Genomic DNA, 21,894 nt, shown 5'->3' with positions numbered 1-21,894 from the left:
TGCTACAGATTTTCTTGACTCAAGACTTAACAACATACTCACCTACTATTTTGGGGTTATTCTTCCGTCAGGGTGAACTCTAGCACCACCGAACCTCCTATTAGTGTAATCCCAATGCGGACCTATCGGCTGAGGGTGATTCATATCCGGGTGCACACTAATTTTTTTATCTTTGGGATTAACATACCCTCCCCTCTTACCACCAGGCTCATCTGGCCCACGCCAAGGCCATTCATTCCCTTCAGCATCGACCGGTGGTTTAGTCGGGTCATCCCAGTCAAAATCCGGAATATCTTCAGGATCAGGTGTCCATCCCCCTCCTCCGCCCGGGCACGACTCACCCTCCGACTCACTTTCTGCAATTTCTTGTAGGACCACTTCCCCGGTAATTGCTGCTATTAGAGTACTCAATGCAGTAAGAGCTGAATTAGAAGTCAGCGCACTAATGGTTGCGTTTATTGCCGCTTGCGCTGCTGGCGCTGCAAAAAACCACAACCCGGTTGGATCAACTGCATTTATCGGATCCCCCAACACATACCCATACAGGTTGGTGTCACCACCGGCAAACCCAATCGGATCGCGTGCAGTCCAGCGGCCTGTTTCTGGGTCGAAGTCACGGTAGCCAAAGCGCAGTAAGCCAGTATCCACATCGTACAGCCCACCCGCAAATCCAAACGGCAGCTCAAACTCTGGGTTAGAGTCTTCCAGCACATTACCGTAGCTGTCGTAGCGGATGTCTTTGACCACGCTGCCGGTGCTGTTGGTGACGATGCGCGGGCTGCCTAACTGGTCAGTGAGCAGGTAATAACGCTCACCGTTTTGAGTAAAGGCAGTTGGCGCATGGCCCAAAGTATACTCAAAGCGTTGCTTCGGCTCGCCGTTGCCATCGTACGTCGCCAACAAGGTGGTTTTGTTTTGCCACAGGTATTTTTCAACGATTTCGCCGTTGATTAATTTGGCTACGCGGTTACCAAAGGCGTTATGACGATACTCAACAGTCTTTTCTGGCGCTATTACTTTGAGTAAGCGGCCTTGGCTGTCGTACTGGTACTGAGTGACCACGTTCGCGCCGTCGTCGGTACGGCGAACTTTGCGTTTTAAGCGGCCATTAGCATCGTACTCGTAGCTTTGATTGCCCGCCTGCTGTAGCTGGTCGCCCTGGTTGTAGCTGGCTGTTTGCTGACTGACCTGGCGCTCAGTACTGGTGGTCAGAATACGATTGCCATTGGCGTCGTAGTCGTAGGCTTCGACCACTTGGTCGTTGATTTTGACCTCAGTTAAGCGTTGTTTGTTGTCGTAGTCATAGTCGTAAATGCGCGTCCCAGCTTGGCTGGTGCCGCTCATCACTTCGATTTTTTGTACGATCTGACCGACCTTGTTGTAGCTCAGCTGTTGCTTAAGGGCTACATCGCCTTGCTGATGATTAATCTCAGAAGCTTCGCCGTAGTCGTTGTAAGTACGCTGTTGCTCATAGCCATCACGTTTCACGCTGGTCGGCAAGCCGTGCTGAGCGTGGCGCTGAATCTCAAAGCCATGCACTCCGGTGGGCAATTTATCGCCATCGTAACTCAGCTGAGTTTGCTGGCCCGCATAGCTCAGTGTATTGACGTTAAAGTCGGCGTTGTAGCCGTATTTAATCAGCTGGTTCAGCTCACCCTGATAAGCCACTTCCGTGAGCAAGGTGCCATCGTAGCGGTATTGAATGCTTTCATCGTCTTGATACATGCGACGCAGCTGATTGCCGTTTTGATACTGATAATGCAGCGTACCCTCTGGCGCTTGGGTGCGCACATGACGACCGTTATCATAGTGGTATTCAATGCGCTGGCCCGACGGCAAAGTAATGGCCGTTAAGCGACGATCACGGTCGTAGTGATACTGGGTCGGCTTACTGCCCGGCGCTTGGCTTCTTTTAACTTTATTCACACCGTTGTAGGCAAAGGTATGACTCGCCGCCGTCGGCACCGTCAGCTCGGTGCTGTTGCCGTTGTTATCGTAATGCACTTCGGTACTGTTGCCATCCGGGTAATGGGTTTTGCGCAACCGCCCCATGACGTCGTATTCAAAGCGTGTTTCTTTGCCATCGGCATGAATCACTTTGCTGAGCTGGCCACGACTGATGGCATCCTCATAAACATACTGGACCTTGCGATCACCTTGTTTGACCTCGATCACTCGGCCACGAGTGTCGTGCTGATACCAGGTATCGGCCAGGCCCGAGCTTTGGCTGCGTTTCAGCAGGCGGGTTTGTGGGTCCACAGCATTTACCACGGTGCGGCCTTCTGCCGAGGTAAAGCGGCTGGTGCCAGCTGGGGCATCCACCGTTACTTCGCTCACATCACCGTTGATATCGGTACGCACGCTGTAGCGGCTAAAATCGGCGCCGGATTCGGCGTAGGTTTTGTCAATCACCACAGTGCTGGTTAGGCCGCTGGGTAACTGCGTACTGACCTTATGGGCACGCTTTTTTAAAGTGCGTGGATCTTTCACCTTTTCAATGTGCGTGGTGACCCCTTGCTCAACAAAGGATTGCTGCAAGCGGTCGGCACTTAATACCTGCTCTAAGATGGAGCCATCCTTGTATTGAGTGACCTTTTTAACACTGCCGTCATCCAATACAGAACGTACCGTGTTGTATTGCTGGCCTTCTGCAGTATCAAAGCCGTATTCAGTTTGATTCTGCTGCAAATATTTTTCGTAAAAGGTCCATTCTCCGCCTTCACTGTTTTGCGTGCGGGTTACCCTGCCGTGCTCATCAAAATGATGTGGGAAACTGTTGCCATTACGGTCGATTTTTTCCGTTAGCAAGCTGCCATCGTAATAAAACTGATAGCTGCTGCCATCTTGATAGCCCACGCGCGCTAACGTGTTATCAGCATCGATATCCAATTCGGTACGCTGACCATCAGGCGCGACAATGGCTTCGACACGTCCGTCCATATCACGCTCGATTGTTACCCGGTTGCCAAAGCGATCAACGATGGCCACCAGTTGTTGTTTGTCGTTGTACTGGTAATCCACCAGAGTGGTGCCGGAATCTAAGTCGATGGTTTGTTGATGGCGGCCCTCACTATCAAACACATAGGGGCTACGACGAGTACTGTCGGCGTCTCGCACACAGCGCACATAATAGTCTTCGTTTTGGGCGTATAAGGCATTAAAACCACTGCTTTCGATACCCCAGGCGTCGGTATTATTGTGCGACGCGGGCGTAGAGCTCCAATAAGGTACACGGAAGCGTTTTTCTTGCCAGTATTGGCCTTCTTTATAATCATCCGGCCGCTGAACTTGGTGCTGGAAATGATCATTCGGCAAGGCATACAGCAGCTCGTTCGCATTAGGCAAACGCCAGTCATCAAAACCTGCGTGGGTTGAGGCTTCACAGTGTGAAATGGCCTGCTCCCAGCTGTAAGTCGCGGAGGAATTACTGGCTACATCTTGCCACATTAAACCACTGTTTTTATTAACAACCACATCATTACTAGCGTTGCGCTTCATGGCCTGGGTCAGACTGGCATCCAGTACATCACCGGCAACACAGTACAACGGCTTGGAACCACGGCTGATATTCAACATGCTGGCTGTCCAGATATCCGCACCGCGATAAATGTCGTTATTGCCATTACGCGCTTTATTTTGGCTATAGCCGCGCTCTTTAAAGGTCGGCAAACGCCAATCATTGCGACCGGCATACACCAGGTTATCGCAATAGGCTCGCGGGGTAACGTCTATGGTACAGCCGCTGCTTGGACTACAAGCCTGAGTCGCATCATAAGCATTCGAACGTTTTGGTGTTTCCGGATACTGCCAAATCAGGCCGGTATTGTTATCGACCATAGTGCCAAAGCTGGTGAAGTAATAATCACCCACTAGGCCACCTTTTTGGTAATAACCGTCGTCACCTTCCACTCGGCTCACGGTCATGCCGGTTTGCATGACGTTATTTTGTGCATCGATGGTTTCTAAGCCACCGTCGCCACGATAAATACTGTCCCGATTGTCGTATTCATGCACGTTCGACAATGACCAGCCTTCAGCAATCTGGCTGGGGAAGGTGTTTTTCAGCTCAATGCCTTGATCGTTCCAAGCAATAAAGGTTTGGCGCCCTTCCACCGCCGTCGCACGGCTGCCCACTTGTGCCCAAGCCACGGGGTAATCACTGGGACTTAAGCCATCGTCGGCGGCATTGCCAGAGCTAACGTAGTTGGTACGGTACTCATACCCCACACTGAATTTACCGCGCACTGTGCCTGGTATGTACTGGCCAGTAATGTCTTTGCCGTCCCAAATAAACTCGGCATCTAAATTTGGCTGGGGATCAAAAGACTGTTCAAAAATATGACCGCCAATTTCCAAACGGGCGATCATGCGCTCTACCCGCTCAGGGTATTCGGCATCGCTCAGCGTGACCGTGACCTTGTGATGGTAATCACCCGTACGCTGGGAGCTGTAATGGAGCTGAATATCAGTCCCGGCCAGCTCAATGTCTTCATGAAAAGATCGCTGGTAGGGCTTAACGTAAGAGCCGGTACATTCTTTATCGTTATTGTCTTTGTCTTGACCAGATTTCGCCCCAGCATCGTTGGAGCCTTCGTCACCTTTCTGAGCAAAGTTCAAATCATTAGCAGAAAAGTGCGATACACGGCTCCACATTAGGGTATCGCCATCACTATATCCGGCAAGGCCTAGAGCTTCATCTGTGGTGCTACCGTCTTTGGTTAAATCATCGGCGATACGATCACCGGTGTAATCCACACCATCAATAGTGCCATCATTATCACTGTCGATGGCCATCACAATCACACCATTAGGCTGACCTTCCCATTCCGAGGTAATGGTATTAAAGGAACCAACGGGCACAATTTCGCCGACCTCAAAACCGAGGAAGTTATCGACCATCAGGGTTACGTCATTATCAAATACCACGGTATCGTCATAACGCACACCGTCAACATGCAACTCTGCACAATAGGTAAAGGCAGTGGTGTCCGGCAACGGTCCTGGCATTGACGCTGGCGTCACATGCTCTGTGGCAGTAAATAGGAATTCGTCCAACACACGTTCACTGCCGTCTCGCGACACCACCTTAGCCTGGGTAATATCATTAAAGACCACCGTAGCTTTGCGACTGCCGCGCTCATCCGTTATCACCGATGCTTGGTGCACCTGAGCCACACCAGCGGTTAAATCTATGCGAGATACCTGATGATCAAACGGCAATAACATGGCGGTTTCAACATTAGCCCAGGCATCGGACGCACCAGTCGCCTTGCGCTGCAGTGGTAAACGCCCCGCCATTTCATAATTAAAGCGCTGCACGCCTGCAGGCCCTGCGATAATAAAGCGGCCATTATGGTCGGTGAACACACTGCCAAGGCGTGGTTTATTAAGGAAAGAAACTTGCACGCCAGCGAGAGGTACGCTGTTTTCATCCACCACTAATCCGGTGTAGGTCGCCATGGCTTTACTATCGTAACCCGACTCAAATAGCATGGCCGTTGTGTTGTATGAGGCATTGGCCGCATTGTCTGGAATATAAGGTTGCTGAGCCTGTGGCACAGACTGCAACAGCATGTCACGCGGTAACGCTTCATGCACCAATACCGGGAGTTCGGTACTGATATCACCCAGCGTTAAGCGAATACGTGTTTCACCGGCTGATAAAGCGGTTAACCGGCCATTGCTTAGCGAAACAATAGAAAAACTGCCTGTTGATGCCGTTACTTGATCCGATACATCCAACACTGAACCATCAGATGCAATGGCAGTAACCTGCACATCATGGCTTTGGCCTTGATTTAATACCAAACTAGAAGGCGATACACGCACACTTTGAATATCACTGGCGGGTGCCGTTACAGTGACCGCCTCGTTTTGTACGCATAAATGCGCACCGGAGGTATCAACGGTCTCTAAGTTAGACTCATCCCAGCTGCTGGATTGATCGAGGGTGTTATAAACGGCAACCCCTCCAGTGGTGACATTAGGCTTATTGGTTGGATTGTAGTCACCCACATCAACCCCAAAGCCAGCAATACCCTCACTGTCAGCACTGCCAGAGTTTTCAGTGCTGGCATTTTTTAACAAGTGATCGCGATGCCCCCATTGCGGACCGCTAGCGTCAGGCTTGCCAGCAAACCAGTTTTTATCAACATAGAGCCAGCCATAAATCGCTCGCGCTAAAACATACTCTTCGCTATCTCCAGCAAATTGATGTACTGACTCACCAAAGAAGTTTAAGCCATCGCGATTATTAACCAGGTAGTCGTGCACGGCTAAACGCTGCTGCGGCGTGCGTCCATCTCTAAAGTGTCCTCCCAACATATTGTTGGAGCGAACATAGCGTGCGTATTCTTTAACGGTTGCCACAATATCACTGGCCACACCCGTCAATGGTTTTAGGCCCCTGGCTTCTCGCTCGGCGTTCACCAGGTATAAACCTTTTTGCTGCAGAGACAGCTGATCCCATTGTTGCTGAGACGGCAAATTTAAATACACGTTTACTGATGGGTCTAAACTACGGGCATGATTAAACGCGCGCTCGATATTTTCCACCGTAGCATCAGCACCTCCCGCCCACGGAATATCATCAGCGGGATATTCATAGAAATATTCGTAGTCCGCCGTCACAACCGGCAGGGAGCACGACTCCAAGTTATGCGACAGCATTACATAGGCCTTAGTCGCAGTAGTTTCAAGACCGGTAGCGTCTTTAACAAAAAGCTCGAGAGTTCTCTGACCCAGGGCAACATCCGTCAGGGATAAATCTTGCTCCCGTCCAACCAGCTCGCCGTCTAAAAACCATTGATATTCCAAGGCATCGCCATCTTGATCTTGGCTGCCTTCAGCACTGGCAATCAAACGACCGCCGGTACTGAGAGATTCGTTGATACGGATAACGGCCACCGGCTCATGCCCCACCAGCACCGTGAAACTCTGCTCAGTACTGATGCCAGCCGAATTGGTAACACTTAGGGTCACGGTATGTGTGCCAGCAGCAAGGCCTATGTGTTCAAGCGTGGCGGTTGTACCAACCAGCGTTCCATCAATCATCCACTGGAAGCTCAATTCACCGCCTGCCGAGTCTTTGCTAGCACTGGCATCGAGAGACAACACATCTCCAGGCGTCACTAGCCCTGGAATAATGGCACTCAGCTCAGGAGGATTAACCACCTGCACAATGACCACGCTGGTGCTCGTAATTCCTAAACTGTCTTCCACCGTTACGCGATATTGATAGCTGCCTGCGGCGTCAAAGCTCAACTTCAGCTGTGCTGAATCAGACACTGCCTTGCCACTTTCCAGTTCGTGCCACTGGTATTTCACCAGCTCACCATTGGCACTGGATGAGCCCGACGCATTCAGCGTCAACTCAGCATCCGGTTCAACCACCGCATTACCCGTCACACGGATTTCAGGTACTGCTAAAACATTGATTCCCCAAGCGTGCTTAAACGCCAGACCATTTTCATCACGCATGACCAAATCAACATTGGCCCAGCCTGGTTCAAAGTCTTTGAAGGAGAACGCAGGCACCGTCGATATAACATTGCCGCGGTAAGTCCAGACAAACGTCAAACGTTCGCTGTCTCCTTTGGTGGAGGCACTGGCATCAAAAGCCACTGGCTGCCCCTGCACCACTTGCTCTGGAACATCTTGCAGCGCTAACGCAGGAGAACGATGCTCCCGCACACAACGAAAGGCGTTGTAAGATGACGCTCGGCCAGAGAATACATTCCAATTGGAATGTTCTAATTGAAAGCGACCACCATTGGCTTTGACGGCGTATTTTTCTTCACCATTGTCACCAAACCAAGAGGTGCTCGTCCAACTACCGATACGTTCCTGCTCATTCGATTCGCTCCAGGTATTGGCAGGAATAACATTATTTAAAACGCGAGTATTGTGCAGCTCTTCCACCAATGAAAAAACTTCGTTAATGGTCGGCAAGCGCCAGTCATCATGACCACTTAACTGCAAGCTTTCACAATGGTTATAGGCTTCGCTCCAATTATGTTTTAGCTCTTTATTAATGGGCTCATCCTGCCACATCAACTGACTTATCGAATCAATAACGACGTTGTTATCTGAGCCATGAAAGCTTGAATCGTAAGTACGCTGATCGTTATTTTCTGGGGAAACGCAGCGCAACCACATCGGTTCATCGGGTTTATTTTCTAGAATCAAGCCTTTGCCTGAATGGCTATTGCCCGCTGAGTTCACTACCATACGCGAACTGGTTTTACGTCCATCACGGCTGTACGTAAGGGTACGAGTCCACATCGTCATGTCAGATGTTGATGCTACCAAATCATAGTTAGGCACATGCCTAAAGATATCTGGCCAGAAATTTACCTTGCCACCCCATCGATCTGAAATGAACTCATCGTGCTCAAAGCTATAGAGAATTTCACGGTACGTGGGCAAACGCCAATTGCTGCGACCGGCCAGTTCTAGGTTTTCACAGTACTGAGTGGCTTCTCGATACGTTAGTCGTTGCGCTTCAATAATTGGCTGGTCTTGCCAGGCCAGACCACTAAGCCGGTCAAATACCACGCCTTCATTTGAACGCTGATAAATACGCGGCGCGCCATTTTGTTTTTCGCCATCGTCACCAGCAAACACCGATGTTGTTTGGCCGGTACGCGGAATTCGACTCGGTGATGGGCTGTTAAACCAGGCATTGCTTTGCCAATCTAACGGATCGGTACCATCAGCACGCTCTTGTTCATCAGAATAGCTGTCGCCGTCGTCATCCGTATCGGTGTTATTGCCAATGCCGTCGCCATCCGTATCAACTGAGTCTGTAGCATCAAGCGGCAAGTCATCGTTGATATCGTCAACTCCATCGCCATCGTCGTCTGTATCCACATCATCATTAATACCATCGCCATCGGTATCACGTTCATAGGGCGCACAGCCACCGGGGCCAATATCGGAACCTGGCAGGGTGTTATCACACTGATCCTTATCGTCGGTTAGGCCATCGCCATCGGTGTCTCGCTGGTAATCGGCACAACCTTGGGCATCGACCGGATTATCCCTCTGAGTGTCAGAGCAGCTATCGACATGATCATTAACGCCATCGTTATCACTGTCTCGCTGACTGATCGAACAACCATAAAAATCCACATCGTCTAATTCAGATTCTGGTGTGCCTGGGCAGTGGTCACTATCCGCCCACTTACCGTCGTTATCCAGATCGTCGCAGCCTTGTTCGTTGACCGCAGCGCCGTTTGGAGTCAGCGGACAGTTGTCTAACTCATCGCTGATGCCGTCATTATCACTATCCAGCTCGTCTGCCGCACAGCCGCTGGCATTGACCGCGGGGCCACCGATATCCTGACAATAAAACTCGGTCAATTCGAAAGAGCAGGCACTAAAGCGCGATGGTTCTATAGGGGTAGACGGGCATTGATCAAGACTGTCGAATACGCCATCAGCGTCGGCGTCAGCGCGAGACGCATCACAGCCTTTTGCATCCACGGATACTGAGTTAGAGAATGGGCAAGCATCGTTGTCGCCTGCAATGCCGTCGTTATCTAGATCACCACCCTCGGTGAGCGAAAAAATGCTAGTAAGATGCTTGTCCTGGCTTGGCGCTAAATTTAAGTCCTGCCAAATATCCTCATCAAGCAACATGGATCCGTCGGCTAGCGTCAACATGCTTACGGTATTGCGGAACGAGAAAAAGTCTTTCACTGTGACGGTATTATTCGCATCACGAGTCAGCTTGATGATGAGATCATTGTTGATACGCTTAAGGCCATAAGCAATATCCGAATACAGTAGACCTTCACCAAAGGCGATAACGTTTTCACCCTCTCTGTCGATGATAATGTTATGGCCGGAGTTCGCAGTAAATTCATAAATATCTGATCCTTCACCGCCGGCAAGAACATTGCCCCCGCTGAACACTTGAATAGCGTCATTGCTGCTACCGCCCACCACTAGATGACGTTCACTTTCAATGCGTAAGCGATCGCTGTCACGCGAACCTAAATGCAACTGTCTAGGGCTATCTTTCTGGGTTGGTTGGCTCTGACCAAAACGACGCAAAAGCGAATCCGCCTTAATGATTGACTTATCGTCAAAGCGAATACCAGCAATGGTGTTTTTGCGGACAAAAAATTGTTTAACCGTAACTTGGTGATCCGTACCTGGCAGCCTAATAATCAAATCCTGCTGTGTACCTGAATAACCAATATCGCCAGCCGTCATACCGTCGGTCAATAGCAGATAGTTATCACCATCCAAATCCCAAATAACATCTTTACCGCCATTAAGACCAACTTGATAGTGATCATTGTCAGCACCGCCAAACAGCCAATCATCGCCTGCTGAACCAACCAACAGATCATTTCCTGGGCCTGAAGTAATCATGGTGCCTGAATCGATGGCTTTAAATGTATTGGCTTCGTCTATACGCCAGCTATCGCCGCCTGCTGTTGGAAAAGGTTCAGATCCATCGCCATTACCAGATCCATCGCCATTACCAGATCCATCGCCATTACCAGATCCATCGCCATTACCAGATCCATCGCCATTACCAGATCCATCGCCATTACCAGATCCATCACCATTACCAGATCCATCACCATTACCAGATCCATCACCATTACCAGATCCATCACCATTACCAGATCCATCACCATTACCAGATCCATCACCATTACCAGATCCATCACCATTACCATTACCAGATCCATCGCCATTTCCATCGCCATTACCTGAACCATCGCCATTTCCATCGCCCGGATACGGCTGAGCCATAGCACTGACCTGGCTGGCCATGATGGTAAATCCACCGTCATCGGGTTGCACATGTACCTGGTGAGCGCTCGATACAAAAAAGTCTTTCACCCGTGCTTGCTGTGTTGCATCTTGATTAACACGCACCACCAAGTCTTCACCGTCGCGGTAGTATGCCAACGCGTCGCGTGATGTTTCCAAGAAAAATAAAACATCGTCACCGGGTTCAGGATCGACAATGATGTCTGTATCGGAGCCTGGGTAGTAATAATAACTGTCGTTCCCCTCCCCTCCGGTCAGAGTATCGGTGCCGTCCTCACCAGCTAAAGTATCATTGCCCGGCCCACCATAAATGGCGTCATTACCACTACCTTTTACCGTACCATTGCCACCATAAAGCCGGTCATGATCCGCCTCTCCATAGATGACATCATCACCTCCGAAAGCGAATACGAGATCATTCCCTCCGCCGGCATGTATCGTGTCTGAATAATTAGTTCCATGCAGTTTTTCACCGTCACCCGTTCCCTGTACAGGGGCGGCCATAGACGGAAATGCTAAAAAAGAGAATATGATAAAAAAGAGTAGCGTGCGGCGGCTCATCAAATATCCTTGTGATGGCTTTTGGTTTAGCAAGGCAATATCCGAATTGATGCCTTACTTTAGCGGGGCGCGAAAACTATCATAAATAAGTAGCTAGACCAAAGAGGACAACAGCAAAGATTCCCTGAATAAAAATCTAAGACTGGGCTATTTACGCCAGACAAAAAAGAACAAGCGAAAGTCGACCACGAATTAGTCAGACGCACTAAGCGCCCCAAGCTGCATCCACCTGGCAGCACTCCCCATACACATCAAAAACGAAGATCAATCTGACAGTCGTCCAATTATGCTTGTGCCAGCTTAGTTGCCGGCTTTGAGAGTACCAATGGTCTGCGCTAAAGCTGAGTTACACCAGCCTCTCCCCTTATCCTTTGTGATGCATCCGCGCGAAATGACGTTTTAGAACCCTGCCTGAAAAATTCTTTGCAACCCAAATTGGGCACCAAATGGGCATTTTGTCTTTTGCGCTTGAGGGAGAATTGTTTTGCGCTAACGATGGCGCGCCAACAAAGGATTAAGAATATGAACAAAAGCAGACCTACAAAAACGATCGATGTGGTGTGCTACTGCCTGAAGGTGGCCATCGCCACATTGATGCTAATCCAGCGCTTGTTGGATGGGAGTTAACCCTTGGGCCTGGCGGGTGATTTAAGCCCGCCAGGCCTCCCATAGGATTTCCGCATGCGGAAATAAGTGAGAAGAGAACCAGCTAGCGCTAATCATCCCCTTAGCCACCCTAATACACTTCTTGTTGATGACTGAGTCTATCTTTCGTCGGCACCCTACGCGACTCATAACCCAGTGGTACGTGAGAGGTGTCTACTTCCGAACCAATGATATATGGGCTATTCAACTGCTTGCAGAGCACTAGAAGACCTAAGTTTAGAGCTCCACAGAGGAGCCCATAGCACGAGAAGGTTAGAGGAAACCCGCGACCCACAACCAATGGTAGGCCGGAGTTTACAGTGACACTACGAATGGCTTACCAGTATACCAGTGGCACCCAACAACGTGAATTCTTCGTCGGTTCCTGGGTAAGTACCCGTGGCACGTACTCGTACATACACAACGCCGTGGCAATCTGGCGCCTTAATAGTTAGCCCCTCTTTACTATGACTAGTTAAATTATGTATCGCTGTCGTATACCCAATAAGGTCCTCGCCCTTGCCTAACGATTCATAGTAGAGCTTTTTAAATTTCTCGAAACGAACATCATCAATAGCAGTCGTGCCTTCATCAAGCTCAGATTCAAGAAGGTTTACGGCATCAATGACATCTAGATTCCTTTCTATAAAGTTTTCAGCAGAGTCCAATGGCTTCGACACCTCCACTTCAAACTGAATATCATCAACCTCCCTATCCTCAATGATTACAGCGCATTTGAGAGGAATTTCTTCACCGAAGCTACATGCGGTTTTCAGATCAATAGAAAGACGCACTTTTGAGTGGGTCAGAACAGTGCCAAAGTTAAACTTTGTTTCAACATCAGACTGTAGAGCTGTCGAGACCCTCCACGTTCCCGGCGCCGGCCTATTTGCCGTAAAGTTAACGTATCCGCTATCTGTCAGCACCTGATCGGGGGTAACGATTTTCCCTTGAGGATCAACAAGCTCAACATTTACAAAATTACTCCCCGACACCTGGTCCCTATAAACCACATCAGTATTTGCCCATACAGTCGACACTTGAACTGCCTCAGACCCTGGCGGGACGTAGAATTTATATGATGCATGTTCAACCCCCGAAAAGTACGAACTTTCATTATAAAGAAGAGTAGAATCGGGAAACCTACCTCTTATTTCGTAGTATATTCTTTCGATATCACTATGACTCGGAGAATAAAATATTTCACTATCTGGATTCAACAAAGCTAGATCATTAAGCTTTGGAGCTCTTATTGCCCCTATTGCCAGTATATAGATCGGTATATCGTGATCGACCTTAGAAACTGGATCGCCACCCGTATTCCAATCACCGTCCGTCACCAGAATATAAACTTTCTGTATATTCCTTTTAACGCTTTCCAATGATTTGGTTGACAGACTAAACGCATCAAAGAAATTTGTTCTTCCTGAAGCACTCAATTGCTTAATAGAATCAGCAGCCGCTTGTGACTCAGACTGATCCCTAGAAACCGTAACCATACCACCATCACCCGGGTACAAATATGATGCTGAGCCACTAAAGCCAACAACATTAATCATATCATCCGGAAACGCCAGGGCTATAAATGATCCGCTATCTATTTTAAACTCAGCCATATATGGCCCCATAGAGCCAGAATGGTCCACCATCATACTAAACGCCAATGGAGCGAAAAACTCAGACATAGTGCTCACCATTAAACTGTCTATTTCAAAAACATAGGATGGATATTTTCATGAACTTTCATTTTCAGCATCCTTGAAGACTTTGAGCTATGATAAATATCGACAAAAACCTTGGGAATTATCATATCTTCAAACTCGACATTTTCTGCAACTTTAAACTTAAAATTATCACCTGAAAGATCATATTGAGAAACACTAACCCCACCACGAATCATAGGGCCTGAGCCAACAAAAATACTGCAATCAACCCTTCCAGAGGTATCATCCGGCCAGCCATCTATTGCACAGTGAACCGTCACTTGATCCCCCTCGCTTTCTTTACCATCAATATTTATTGTGACCCATAGACCTTCATCAATCTTCGATGGAGTATTAGTTTTCAAATTAGTAACAGTGTAGCAATTGCAAACCTCACCATAACTAAACCGCTTTCCAGCTATAAACTCTTCCCTTGTCAAACCACTTTGCTCAGAGTGTGCGTTATTTACAGTTATCGTGCCATTTACATTTTGCTCTCTCAACTGGTGTGAAATATCTGAGATCGAAGCCAATCCTGCAATCATGTGCGTCTCAGCCTTGCTGTGCTCTTGCGCACCATTTTCTGTAACCCAGTTCTTTGCAAAACTTAACATCACAGGTTCCTGAGAGTCATTCAACACCTCAATAAACCCATCTTCTCTTGGGATCCACTTCAAAGGACCCGTCTGATAATATGCTGCCCGTGCTTTGAACTCGCCATAACTCATATCAGAATTATAATAAACCCGATCAGACTCTCCAAAGATTCCTCCTATTGATTTTGCAACCCCCGAAACAACATCGGCGCCCTTTGATATCAATCCGAATATAGACATAAATACTCCAAAATAATTAACAGTTTTTATCGCAGTTTAAAACAAAATCCTTACCTTTCAAGGTCACATACAAATTCCCGCTCGAATATGTAGAATAAACCCCATAATCAACAAGACTTTTTTCGAATCTCCCTCCATTAAAACAGTTCAAATAGTGCTGTTTAGAGATTGCGCTCGACGCATAACCATATTCATAAGTTACAACGCACTGAGGGTGTTTATACCCAGTATGATAGCCAGCACTTACAAGCGCGATCACAGGAAGAAAAAAACCAACCATATCGGGACTATTAGTGTCTATAGAGGCACCGTGGTGCGGCAATGGGAATATATTAATACCATCCTGCAGATTGACCCCAACATACCGCGTTGACGTATTGTCATAAAGGCTCTCAATCTTATCAAAAGTTGCATCCATCATGTCGCCAGTGAAATAGTATTTTATACCCCCGTACTTGCTAACCAAAACCATTCCACTCTCATTTTTACCAAAACCGACTCCATTAACCAAAATCCAAGTTGACACGTCATCTTCATTACAACCCAGGTCGGGGACTGGATCCTTGTAGTCTTCAATTTTCTCAACAGCAACAGTTTTTCTGGAATAATATTTAATGTCAGCAGAATAATCCTTCACCGTCCCTACATAATCTTTTAACCTCCCGCCGAAATATACAACATCGAACGGTTTTGCCTTTCTAGTTGAATTTTTAATAGCAGCCCCAATCCATGGAGCTATTGATATATGGTCAATATCTCCATGACTAACAGTCAAAACATAGGTGGTTTCTTTTTTCCTTTGAGTCATCGAACCCACCAAGTCGTCAACAATGAATTTCGCAATTGCATTACGTTTTTCATTGTCACCAGGATCTAATGGCTTAAAATCAGATGCCCCCAAATCCCCACAGTCATTAATAACCACCTTATTGCTTCTAGGGCAAGTCAAAACCTGACAAAGCCCGGTACCAACGTCAATAGTCGTAACAACAGGAAATTTAGAAATATCACTTGAAACGCCACCAAGGAGACCCGCATTCGGAGAATCAGGTTCACGACCAAAAAAACTTGAACAAGAAGCAGTCATACAGCATATGACCACAAGAGAGATTATCCGGAGTAATTTTGACACTGCTATGAACCTCGGCAATAAATTCATCTGTCAAGTTATCGCTAGAGATAAACAATGCAATCAGTCAAAATAACCAGAAGCCCCTAACAAAATCAGAAAAAAAAATAAAAACAATGCAAATCAAAAACTTACAATGACCATCAGGTGTAACATGGCGTAACACTCTATCGATTTCGATTCACAACAATTAATTTAGTGACCCTGAACAACCCTAGCCTAGACCTCACCGTCTGGCGTGACCTAGCCATCGTAGCGATGCACAACAATGCGTTCGTAATCTACTCTGACGGCCCCAGCAAATGAGAAGCCAGGCGATCACTTCTTTCACTAATATGGCGTTGAGCCCACATATCCATCAAAACAATTATGAGAGTGTCAGCTAGGTGTCGAAAAGCCACCGGCTCGCAATGGATTCCAAGCCTGACCAGGCTCCGCCGAGAGACTGGCGACCGCTAACTACGCAAACGGCTAGCTGAATGCAAATGAAGGTGTGTTCGGATTCTAACTACCCGACACCAGGTCGGCGCAGGTCATCGACAGGTTGAACTGATGATCTACTTTGGCGAAGCGCTCACGGATTCAGACGGGCTCGAAAAGATCTACCGCAAGCAGATGGCCATGGAACGGCAGATTATCGAGGCGATGGAGTCCGGCCCCTGGGCAGCTGTGCACAAACGCACGCTGCTGGATCAGGACCGGATCGAGAGTTTTAAGGTGTTTCAGGCGGTGTTTGGGGTGGTGGCTTGATCAAAGAAACATCGCCTGCTTATTTGCCTTGGCATCTTGAACGTCATGCTCACCATCAGCTTTCCACGTCTGATCTCCAATTTTTAGACCGCGGAATCCTGCTTGAATTTTTGCTGGCTGAGAGATGTCGTTCCCTTTATAGCAAGCATAGTCCGCTAAAGGATATACCGCATCGACGAAGTTTTGACCAACCGGAGTCTCAAACAATCCAAGAACATAAACATTGATCTCAGTGTCGTGAATCAGCACTTTGGTTCCATCAGGTGCAGGCATAATTTGAATAAGTTTATATTGGTTTTCCATATCCGATTCCATCTACAAAGATAATACCTACACAAATTCTCTTGGCATCAGCTTAATAAGGGCTAGGTACATACCTAGCCGTACTGCTTCTTACTGCTTCGCTGGTTTTTTGGGCGCGCTATCCGCTGAGCCTCGAGTCTTACCGCTGTCGTACTGATCGCCACCTGAAGATTCATTGATGTTGTATCCATACGACTCATGGGAAGGCCGAAGCACTGGCTTAGCCACATCATAATCAACGATATCGCTATCGTCTCCAGCAACAATATCTTCGAACTTATCTTTATCCTTACCCATGGTGACTCCTGTTTCTGAATTGATGCTTATATCGAGTGATGAAGCGAAAACATACAACCAAAAACAAAGAAGAACAACCAACGCATAAAAAACACGTTTGATTCTATCCGCGCAGATAGAGATCCTTTGGCCCTTCGCGACATTAACTTTAATGTTCTCTTTTATTGATTCCTGATAAGCGTTCGTCATAGAGACTAGCGCTTGCACCCGCGTATACCCACGATAGTCGGCTAAAGCTTTATCATCTGCCGGGGCGTAGTAGACGTCGTCAAATTTAAACGCATCAAAAGCCGCCAACCATGCATGAGCCACCAAAAAACCTAGGACAACAATGAGTAGAATCGATATCACTGATTCTACTCCGTCAATTCTGACAGAGAATTCTAGTCCTGGCTTAACGGCCAGCGCTAAGATGGAAAGTAGTAATGTCTGAGCTGCTAAATAGCGTGCTGCTTTGCTATCGAGCCCTGAAAACTTCTGCCTCTCTTTTAGATACTCGGTCTTGAAGTATTCCATGATCAGTTCATGTTTCTTACACACCTCATCATAGCGCTGTAAACGCATGTCTGGGCTTTCTGATTTATTCAGGAAACTCTTCACCCTCAAAAGTGTCGTTTTTATCATTTGCTCATCCTTTAGGCGCGGGTCAAGTATACGACCAATGGATAGAGTCACAACATGCAAGACAAGACCTACTGCACCACCCCACTCTCATTCGTCCTGATTAACTTGGCCGTATCCTTCAGCAACTCGACGTCCCAGCCCTTAGCTACTGGTGACAGCTGTTCTACGTGAGCCATAACCCCCGCATCAAGCTCGGCCAGCTCTTTGGCTTGTTCAGCAGTCAAAACGGCCTCAGCCAACAGCTCACGACACGCCAGCATCTCGTGCGTATCGCCCATGGCTGGCATCCAGTATTCAACGTGTCCCGAATACTCGACTAAGAGCTGTTTTATCCGCTCTGGTGATGGGGTGCTCATGGAGCTGACCTCCCTTTGTCTCATGATGTTGATCAAACTTTCGCTTGTCGGGCTGCTGAGCGTAAGACGATATGATGCGCCCGTCAGTAGTGAGCAACACTACCCAGTCACTCTCGCCCACTTTTCCAGTGGCTGCAAACGCAGATTCGCCGGCATGCTCGGCCAACAGTAATCGCCTGGTACCGGCCAAAACAGTGAAGGTAGCTGCGGCGTATTCAACCGAGGACTTCACCACCCCCTCTCTCAGGCGCTTGCCTAAGTGGCGCGTGTAAACGTCGTCACTGGCGAACATCGAACGCAGCTGGCCACTGGCATCAGCACTGGGGCCACTGGCATTGCGGATAACACCATTGACCATGCGCCGTGGCAAAGCCTCTTTGTAGACTTCACCGGCTGTGCGCAGGCCATAGCCGTCTGGCGCGCTTTCGTTGATGACCGACCTCAGCGAGTGCCCGGATAGTACCTTCTGAAGCCGATGCTGGCCGCCTACGATACGTGCGGCATCAGGTGTTTTTCGCAGATATTCGGCCTCAGCTGCCGGACGATGGCGGGCTTTCTTGCCCGTCAAATCGTATCTTGGGACAGACGTGCACCGACAATGCGGATGAAACGGCCGCTGCGGCGCTTTGTCTTTCGGATAAACACCAGGGCCAAGGCCATAGAGGTCAACGCTGGTGTGCAAATCGCAGATATCTGTGACCGGGTGGCTACCCGACATTCTCAGCTCGACGTACTCAAGCGCTGTGTCTTCGATCATGTCGCCGTTACGCTGCTCTGCATAAGCACGCTGCAGCTCGTGCTGGGCGATCCGGTTGGCGTAGTAGCGGTTCCGTTCGGCAAAGGCTGTTTGCAATAACCGGTTGCGTTCTTCGATGCCGGCGCCCTTTTCGATCCCTTCCAGCGCCTGCAGATACGCAGCCCGTAGCGCAGGTGTACGCAGTTTCGAGGCCTGATTTTTGGCCACTAACATCTCGTACTCATTGGCCAGCTTGGGCGCCTTGCGAATGTACTTGGGTAGCTTGGCTTTCACATCCAGCACATCGATGTCATTGCCGTACCCGTCGTACAGTTCCAGTGCCAACTTGCGGGCGCTGTGGATGCCGTGATTGTGCAGCTGAATCGCATGCAGCGTTTGCGCAGCCACCTGCTTTTGGTGGCGATAGAGGCGCCTGGACAGCGGCAACTTGCCCGTAGCCCAGCGCTGGACGCTGCTGCTAGGGATCTTATGACCCAACAACTCGCTAAAGTAGCTGGCCAGGCCGTCGTAATACTCGGCATTGAACGAACCAATAGCCTGATTCACCGCCGATTTGGCCTTGGCGCCCGAGTCGAGACCATGCACCAGCTTTGAGTAGGCCCGCTCAGCCATGCCCGTGATCGAGCGCTTAGCGCGGTTTAATCGGTCGTGCTGCTCGTCATCACTCAAAACAAGGTTTCCTGCCTAACTGGGCGGCGTGCTTCGATGGCAGCGTTAACTACCTCTGTTGCAGCGGTACGGCCCAGACCAAAGCGCTCTTCGATTGCCTGACGTGCTTCTGTTCGATCATGACCTGCATTGAGCAGCTTCAGCGCCTCCCCAACCTGACGTTGCTTGTTCGGGCCGCCCTTCGCAAAGTAGATACGCCTGCCCAGCTGCGTATGCAGAATCGCCATGATTTTGCGCTTAGTGCGCTCGCAGCCCTCAATGGCCTTAATCTCATTCAACAGCAGATCTGACTCGGTCATAGTGACGATACCTTCATTCCAGCAATGTCTGTTTTCCGTTTCTTCATTACCGGCTCAAGCGCATAACGCACTGCGTCGAAACAGTGGTTGTACGCATCAACGAGCACTGGCAGTACGTCATCCGTGAGCTTGTCCTTTTTGTACGACCACATGCGGGCTTCGCGAATGGTCTCTTTGCAGCGTGGGTGAATAACGATCTCAGAGAAGCCACGAAGATGGGCAATGCCGTCTTCAACTGAGCCAGGACCTTTGGCTGCTGCCTGCATGCGATAACCACGGCGGCGCATAAAGCTGATGGTCTCTGGCCGGGCGTTGTCTGCGCGAATGTTGTGTTCTTTGGCCCCGGGCACTGTATTGAACAGCGCTGGCGTATCGTCGAGATCCACACCCACGCCATAGGCCTCATACTCAATGCACAGCTTTTTCTGATCAGGCGTGATCCACATCCGAACCAGCGTGGTTGGATCTTGAGCAAAGCCCCAATCGGATCCGAAATATGGCCCATGCCAGTCATCGCCCGGCGTAAACTCATCCACACGGTATTTGCCATGCAGCACCTGCGCTTTGTTGTTGCGGCGGTATTCGCCCTCCCAGACCCAGGCATACTCGTCATCATCGAGCACTTGGCGATCTGAGCGGCGCTGGCTTTCCAGCTCCTTGGTAAACCAGGGATTGTCCTGGTAATTCATCTCAACGATGATCGCGTCGTCAGGCGTGTGCTGCCGGTAGCGCTTATCGACGGGACTGCCTTCTGTTTCTGGGTTCCATACCAGCCAAACCTCAGAGCCCGGCTTCCGGATCGTCGGCAACATATTCACCAGTGGTTTCTCCGGCACCTCCTCCGCTTCTTCAATGATCAAGATGTCGATTTGCGCGATGGACTTAATCGCCGTCTGGATGCCCGCGACGACAAATTCAGTACCGTTACGCCCACGGCAGAAGTTCTCTCCCATATCGTAAAACGGTGCCAGCCACGGCTCGGTTTTAATGGCGTGCTTGATCTCAGCGAAGATGGACTCTTTGATCGATCGCTCGTGCTTACGAGTAATCATGATGCGAAGAGGCTCGGCGTAGCCAAATACCCCGGCCATCTTGGCAAAGCTCACGGACTTTGCAGAACCACGACCACCATACGCGCCGCGAGTCCTGACGCTTCCGCGAGGAGGAGCAAAGACCGGCACCAGCTTCGGTGGCAGCTCAACTTCGACCTCTACTTCCCTGGCGACCGCGCTCACTCACCGGCCTCCTGTTCTGGCATCTTCGCTTTGATAGTGATCTTGGTCGGCGCATTGAGGATTTGAACCGCTGCCCCTTCTTTGTACCCACCCAAGTGCTTCATGAGTGAGTCGAGGGCTTTGTGCTTATCAGACAGGCGTACTTTCAGGATCTCGCCCAAGCCCATATCCGAATTACCCACTACGGCCACATCCACACCGGCAATAGCAGCAGCGGTAGCATCGTCCAACTGCGAGATACCGACAGGATTGCCGGAGTCATCAAACAGCTTTCGAGGGTCCATAAAGGCAAGCTTTGCCAGCTCCCCTACCACTCGATCTAGCGTCACTTCGGTGCGCTGCTGGAGTGCATCGGTGCGTTCTTTGATCGCCGCCTGGATTTCTGGTTTTTGGAGGTTTTCGCTACCCGTCTTAGCAGCTGTTTTCAGGCTGTAGCCCGCGACCTTTGCCGCCCGGGTAGCGTTGAAATCGACCATGTACTCATCAACAAAGCGTTGCTGCTTGAGCGTCAGATCAGCGTACGACACGTTTGGTATCCACTCCCCGTGATTTCTCATACGAGCGCATGCCACCAACGCCTAGCATGCCGGTTACAATGGTGAATAGCGCCTCCCCTGGCAGTACTGGCGGTGGCGTTACTTCGATAGGTATGTATGTGGCTGCCTGACCAATCGACCAGAGCCATAGAAGAAACGGATACAGCAGGAACTGATACCCGAGCGCTGCAGCACCAATCCAACCAATGGCGGGACGCCAGCCTGCGATAAACATGTTTTGATGTTGGGCTTCTATTTGGTTCACTGCCATTTGAGTCTTGGCCCAGTCAGCATCTACCTGTCTGGATTGGATACGAAGACGCTCTCGTTCTTCATCACTGGTGAATAGCTCGTCCCCCAATTGCCCTACCGCCTCAAGAACACCTTTCACACCTAGCAT

General features: G+C 49.3%; 13 protein-coding genes. 1 reads left to right on the top strand and 12 read right to left on the bottom strand.

Features of this window, described 5'->3' with window-relative positions:
* Nucleotides 1-45 precede the first annotated feature (45 nt).
* The 4 genes from AC55FS_RS11100 to AC55FS_RS11085 form a co-directional block, all read right to left on the bottom strand.
* A complete protein-coding gene (locus AC55FS_RS11100; protein WP_496932317.1) occupies nt 46-11,298 on the bottom strand; it encodes an Lcl domain-containing protein in 11,253 nt (3,750 codons plus the stop codon).
* A 1,028-nt stretch (nt 11,299-12,326) separates the two neighbouring features.
* The gene (locus tag AC55FS_RS11095; RefSeq protein WP_496932316.1) at nt 12,327-13,685 is read right to left on the bottom strand and encodes a vWA domain-containing protein; all 1,359 of its coding nucleotides are present in this window, start codon (nt 13,683-13,685) and stop codon (nt 12,327-12,329) included.
* A gap of 20 nt (nt 13,686-13,705) precedes the next feature.
* The gene (locus AC55FS_RS11090) at nt 13,706-14,539 is read right to left on the bottom strand and encodes a hypothetical protein (protein ID WP_496932315.1); all 834 of its coding nucleotides are present in this window, start codon (nt 14,537-14,539) and stop codon (nt 13,706-13,708) included.
* A 16-nt stretch (nt 14,540-14,555) separates the two neighbouring features.
* Nucleotides 14,556-15,626: a ComEC/Rec2 family competence protein gene (locus AC55FS_RS11085; RefSeq protein WP_496932314.1), complete on the bottom strand. Its 1,071-nt coding sequence runs from the start codon at nt 15,624-15,626 to the stop codon at nt 14,556-14,558.
* A gap of 594 nt (nt 15,627-16,220) precedes the next feature.
* Here AC55FS_RS11085 and AC55FS_RS11080 point away from each other — a divergent pair.
* Entirely contained in the window at nt 16,221-16,418 is a 198-nt protein-coding gene (locus tag AC55FS_RS11080) for a hypothetical protein (RefSeq protein WP_496932313.1), read from the top strand.
* On the opposite strand, the gene AC55FS_RS11075 is transcribed toward AC55FS_RS11080, so the two are convergent.
* The 8 genes from AC55FS_RS11075 to AC55FS_RS11040 all read right to left on the bottom strand — a co-directional run bounded on the left by AC55FS_RS11075 (nt 16,419) and on the right by AC55FS_RS11040 (nt 21,894).
* Nucleotides 16,419-16,721: a hypothetical protein gene (locus AC55FS_RS11075; RefSeq protein ID WP_496932312.1), complete on the bottom strand. Its 303-nt coding sequence runs from the start codon at nt 16,719-16,721 to the stop codon at nt 16,419-16,421.
* 90 nt (nt 16,722-16,811) lie between these two features.
* Nucleotides 16,812-17,642, bottom strand: coding sequence for a hypothetical protein (locus AC55FS_RS11070; RefSeq protein ID WP_496932311.1), 831 nt, complete (start codon nt 17,640-17,642; stop codon nt 16,812-16,814).
* A gap of 68 nt (nt 17,643-17,710) precedes the next feature.
* Nucleotides 17,711-17,920, bottom strand: a complete 210-nt coding sequence (locus tag AC55FS_RS11065; protein WP_496932310.1) for a hypothetical protein — start codon at nt 17,918-17,920, stop codon at nt 17,711-17,713.
* Between the two features lie 16 nt (nt 17,921-17,936).
* A complete protein-coding gene (locus AC55FS_RS11060; RefSeq protein WP_496932309.1) occupies nt 17,937-19,424 on the bottom strand; it encodes a putative phage head morphogenesis protein in 1,488 nt (495 codons plus the stop codon).
* Complete coding sequence (locus AC55FS_RS11055) at nt 19,421-19,723, bottom strand: hypothetical protein (protein WP_496932308.1); 303 nt, start codon at nt 19,721-19,723, stop codon at nt 19,421-19,423. The genes AC55FS_RS11060 and AC55FS_RS11055 overlap by 4 nt, the downstream gene beginning before the upstream one ends.
* Complete coding sequence (locus AC55FS_RS11050; RefSeq protein ID WP_496932307.1) at nt 19,720-20,958, bottom strand: PBSX family phage terminase large subunit; 1,239 nt, start codon at nt 20,956-20,958, stop codon at nt 19,720-19,722. The genes AC55FS_RS11055 and AC55FS_RS11050 overlap by 4 nt, the downstream gene beginning before the upstream one ends.
* Nucleotides 20,955-21,485 (bottom strand): terminase small subunit, encoded by a 531-nt coding sequence (locus AC55FS_RS11045; RefSeq protein ID WP_496932306.1) that lies wholly within the window; start codon nt 21,483-21,485, stop codon nt 20,955-20,957. The genes AC55FS_RS11050 and AC55FS_RS11045 overlap by 4 nt, the downstream gene beginning before the upstream one ends.
* On the bottom strand, nt 21,472-21,894 hold the full coding sequence (locus tag AC55FS_RS11040) for a 3TM-type holin (RefSeq protein WP_496932305.1): 423 nt from the start codon (nt 21,892-21,894) through the stop codon (nt 21,472-21,474). The genes AC55FS_RS11045 and AC55FS_RS11040 overlap by 14 nt, the downstream gene beginning before the upstream one ends.

It is taken from the genome of Bacterioplanes sp. CLAM21 (assembly GCF_059641015.1).
Note: the sequence above shows the minus strand (reverse complement) of the source record. Positions and strands in the feature narration are given on the sequence as shown.

Excerpts from the sequence above, each read along its gene's own strand:
- AC55FS_RS11100 (WP_496932317.1), bottom strand. The coding sequence starts at position 11,298 with ATGGCCGCCCCTGTACAGGGAACGGGTGACGGTGAAAAACTGCATGGA.
- AC55FS_RS11095 (WP_496932316.1), bottom strand. The coding sequence starts at position 13,685 with ATGTCTGAGTTTTTCGCTCCATTGGCGTTTAGTATGATGGTGGACCAT.
- AC55FS_RS11090 (WP_496932315.1), bottom strand. The coding sequence starts at position 14,539 with ATGTCTATATTCGGATTGATATCAAAGGGCGCCGATGTTGTTTCGGGG.
- AC55FS_RS11085 (WP_496932314.1), bottom strand. The coding sequence starts at position 15,626 with ATGACTGCTTCTTGTTCAAGTTTTTTTGGTCGTGAACCTGATTCTCCG.
- AC55FS_RS11080 (WP_496932313.1), top strand. The coding sequence starts at position 16,221 with ATGATCTACTTTGGCGAAGCGCTCACGGATTCAGACGGGCTCGAAAAG.
- AC55FS_RS11075 (WP_496932312.1), bottom strand. The coding sequence starts at position 16,721 with ATGGAAAACCAATATAAACTTATTCAAATTATGCCTGCACCTGATGGA.
- AC55FS_RS11070 (WP_496932311.1), bottom strand. The coding sequence starts at position 17,642 with ATGATAAAAACGACACTTTTGAGGGTGAAGAGTTTCCTGAATAAATCA.
- AC55FS_RS11065 (WP_496932310.1), bottom strand. The coding sequence starts at position 17,920 with ATGGGCGATACGCACGAGATGCTGGCGTGTCGTGAGCTGTTGGCTGAG.
- AC55FS_RS11055 (WP_496932308.1), bottom strand. The coding sequence starts at position 19,723 with ATGACCGAGTCAGATCTGCTGTTGAATGAGATTAAGGCCATTGAGGGC.
- AC55FS_RS11040 (WP_496932305.1), bottom strand. The coding sequence starts at position 21,894 with ATGCTAGGTGTGAAAGGTGTTCTTGAGGCGGTAGGGCAATTGGGGGAC.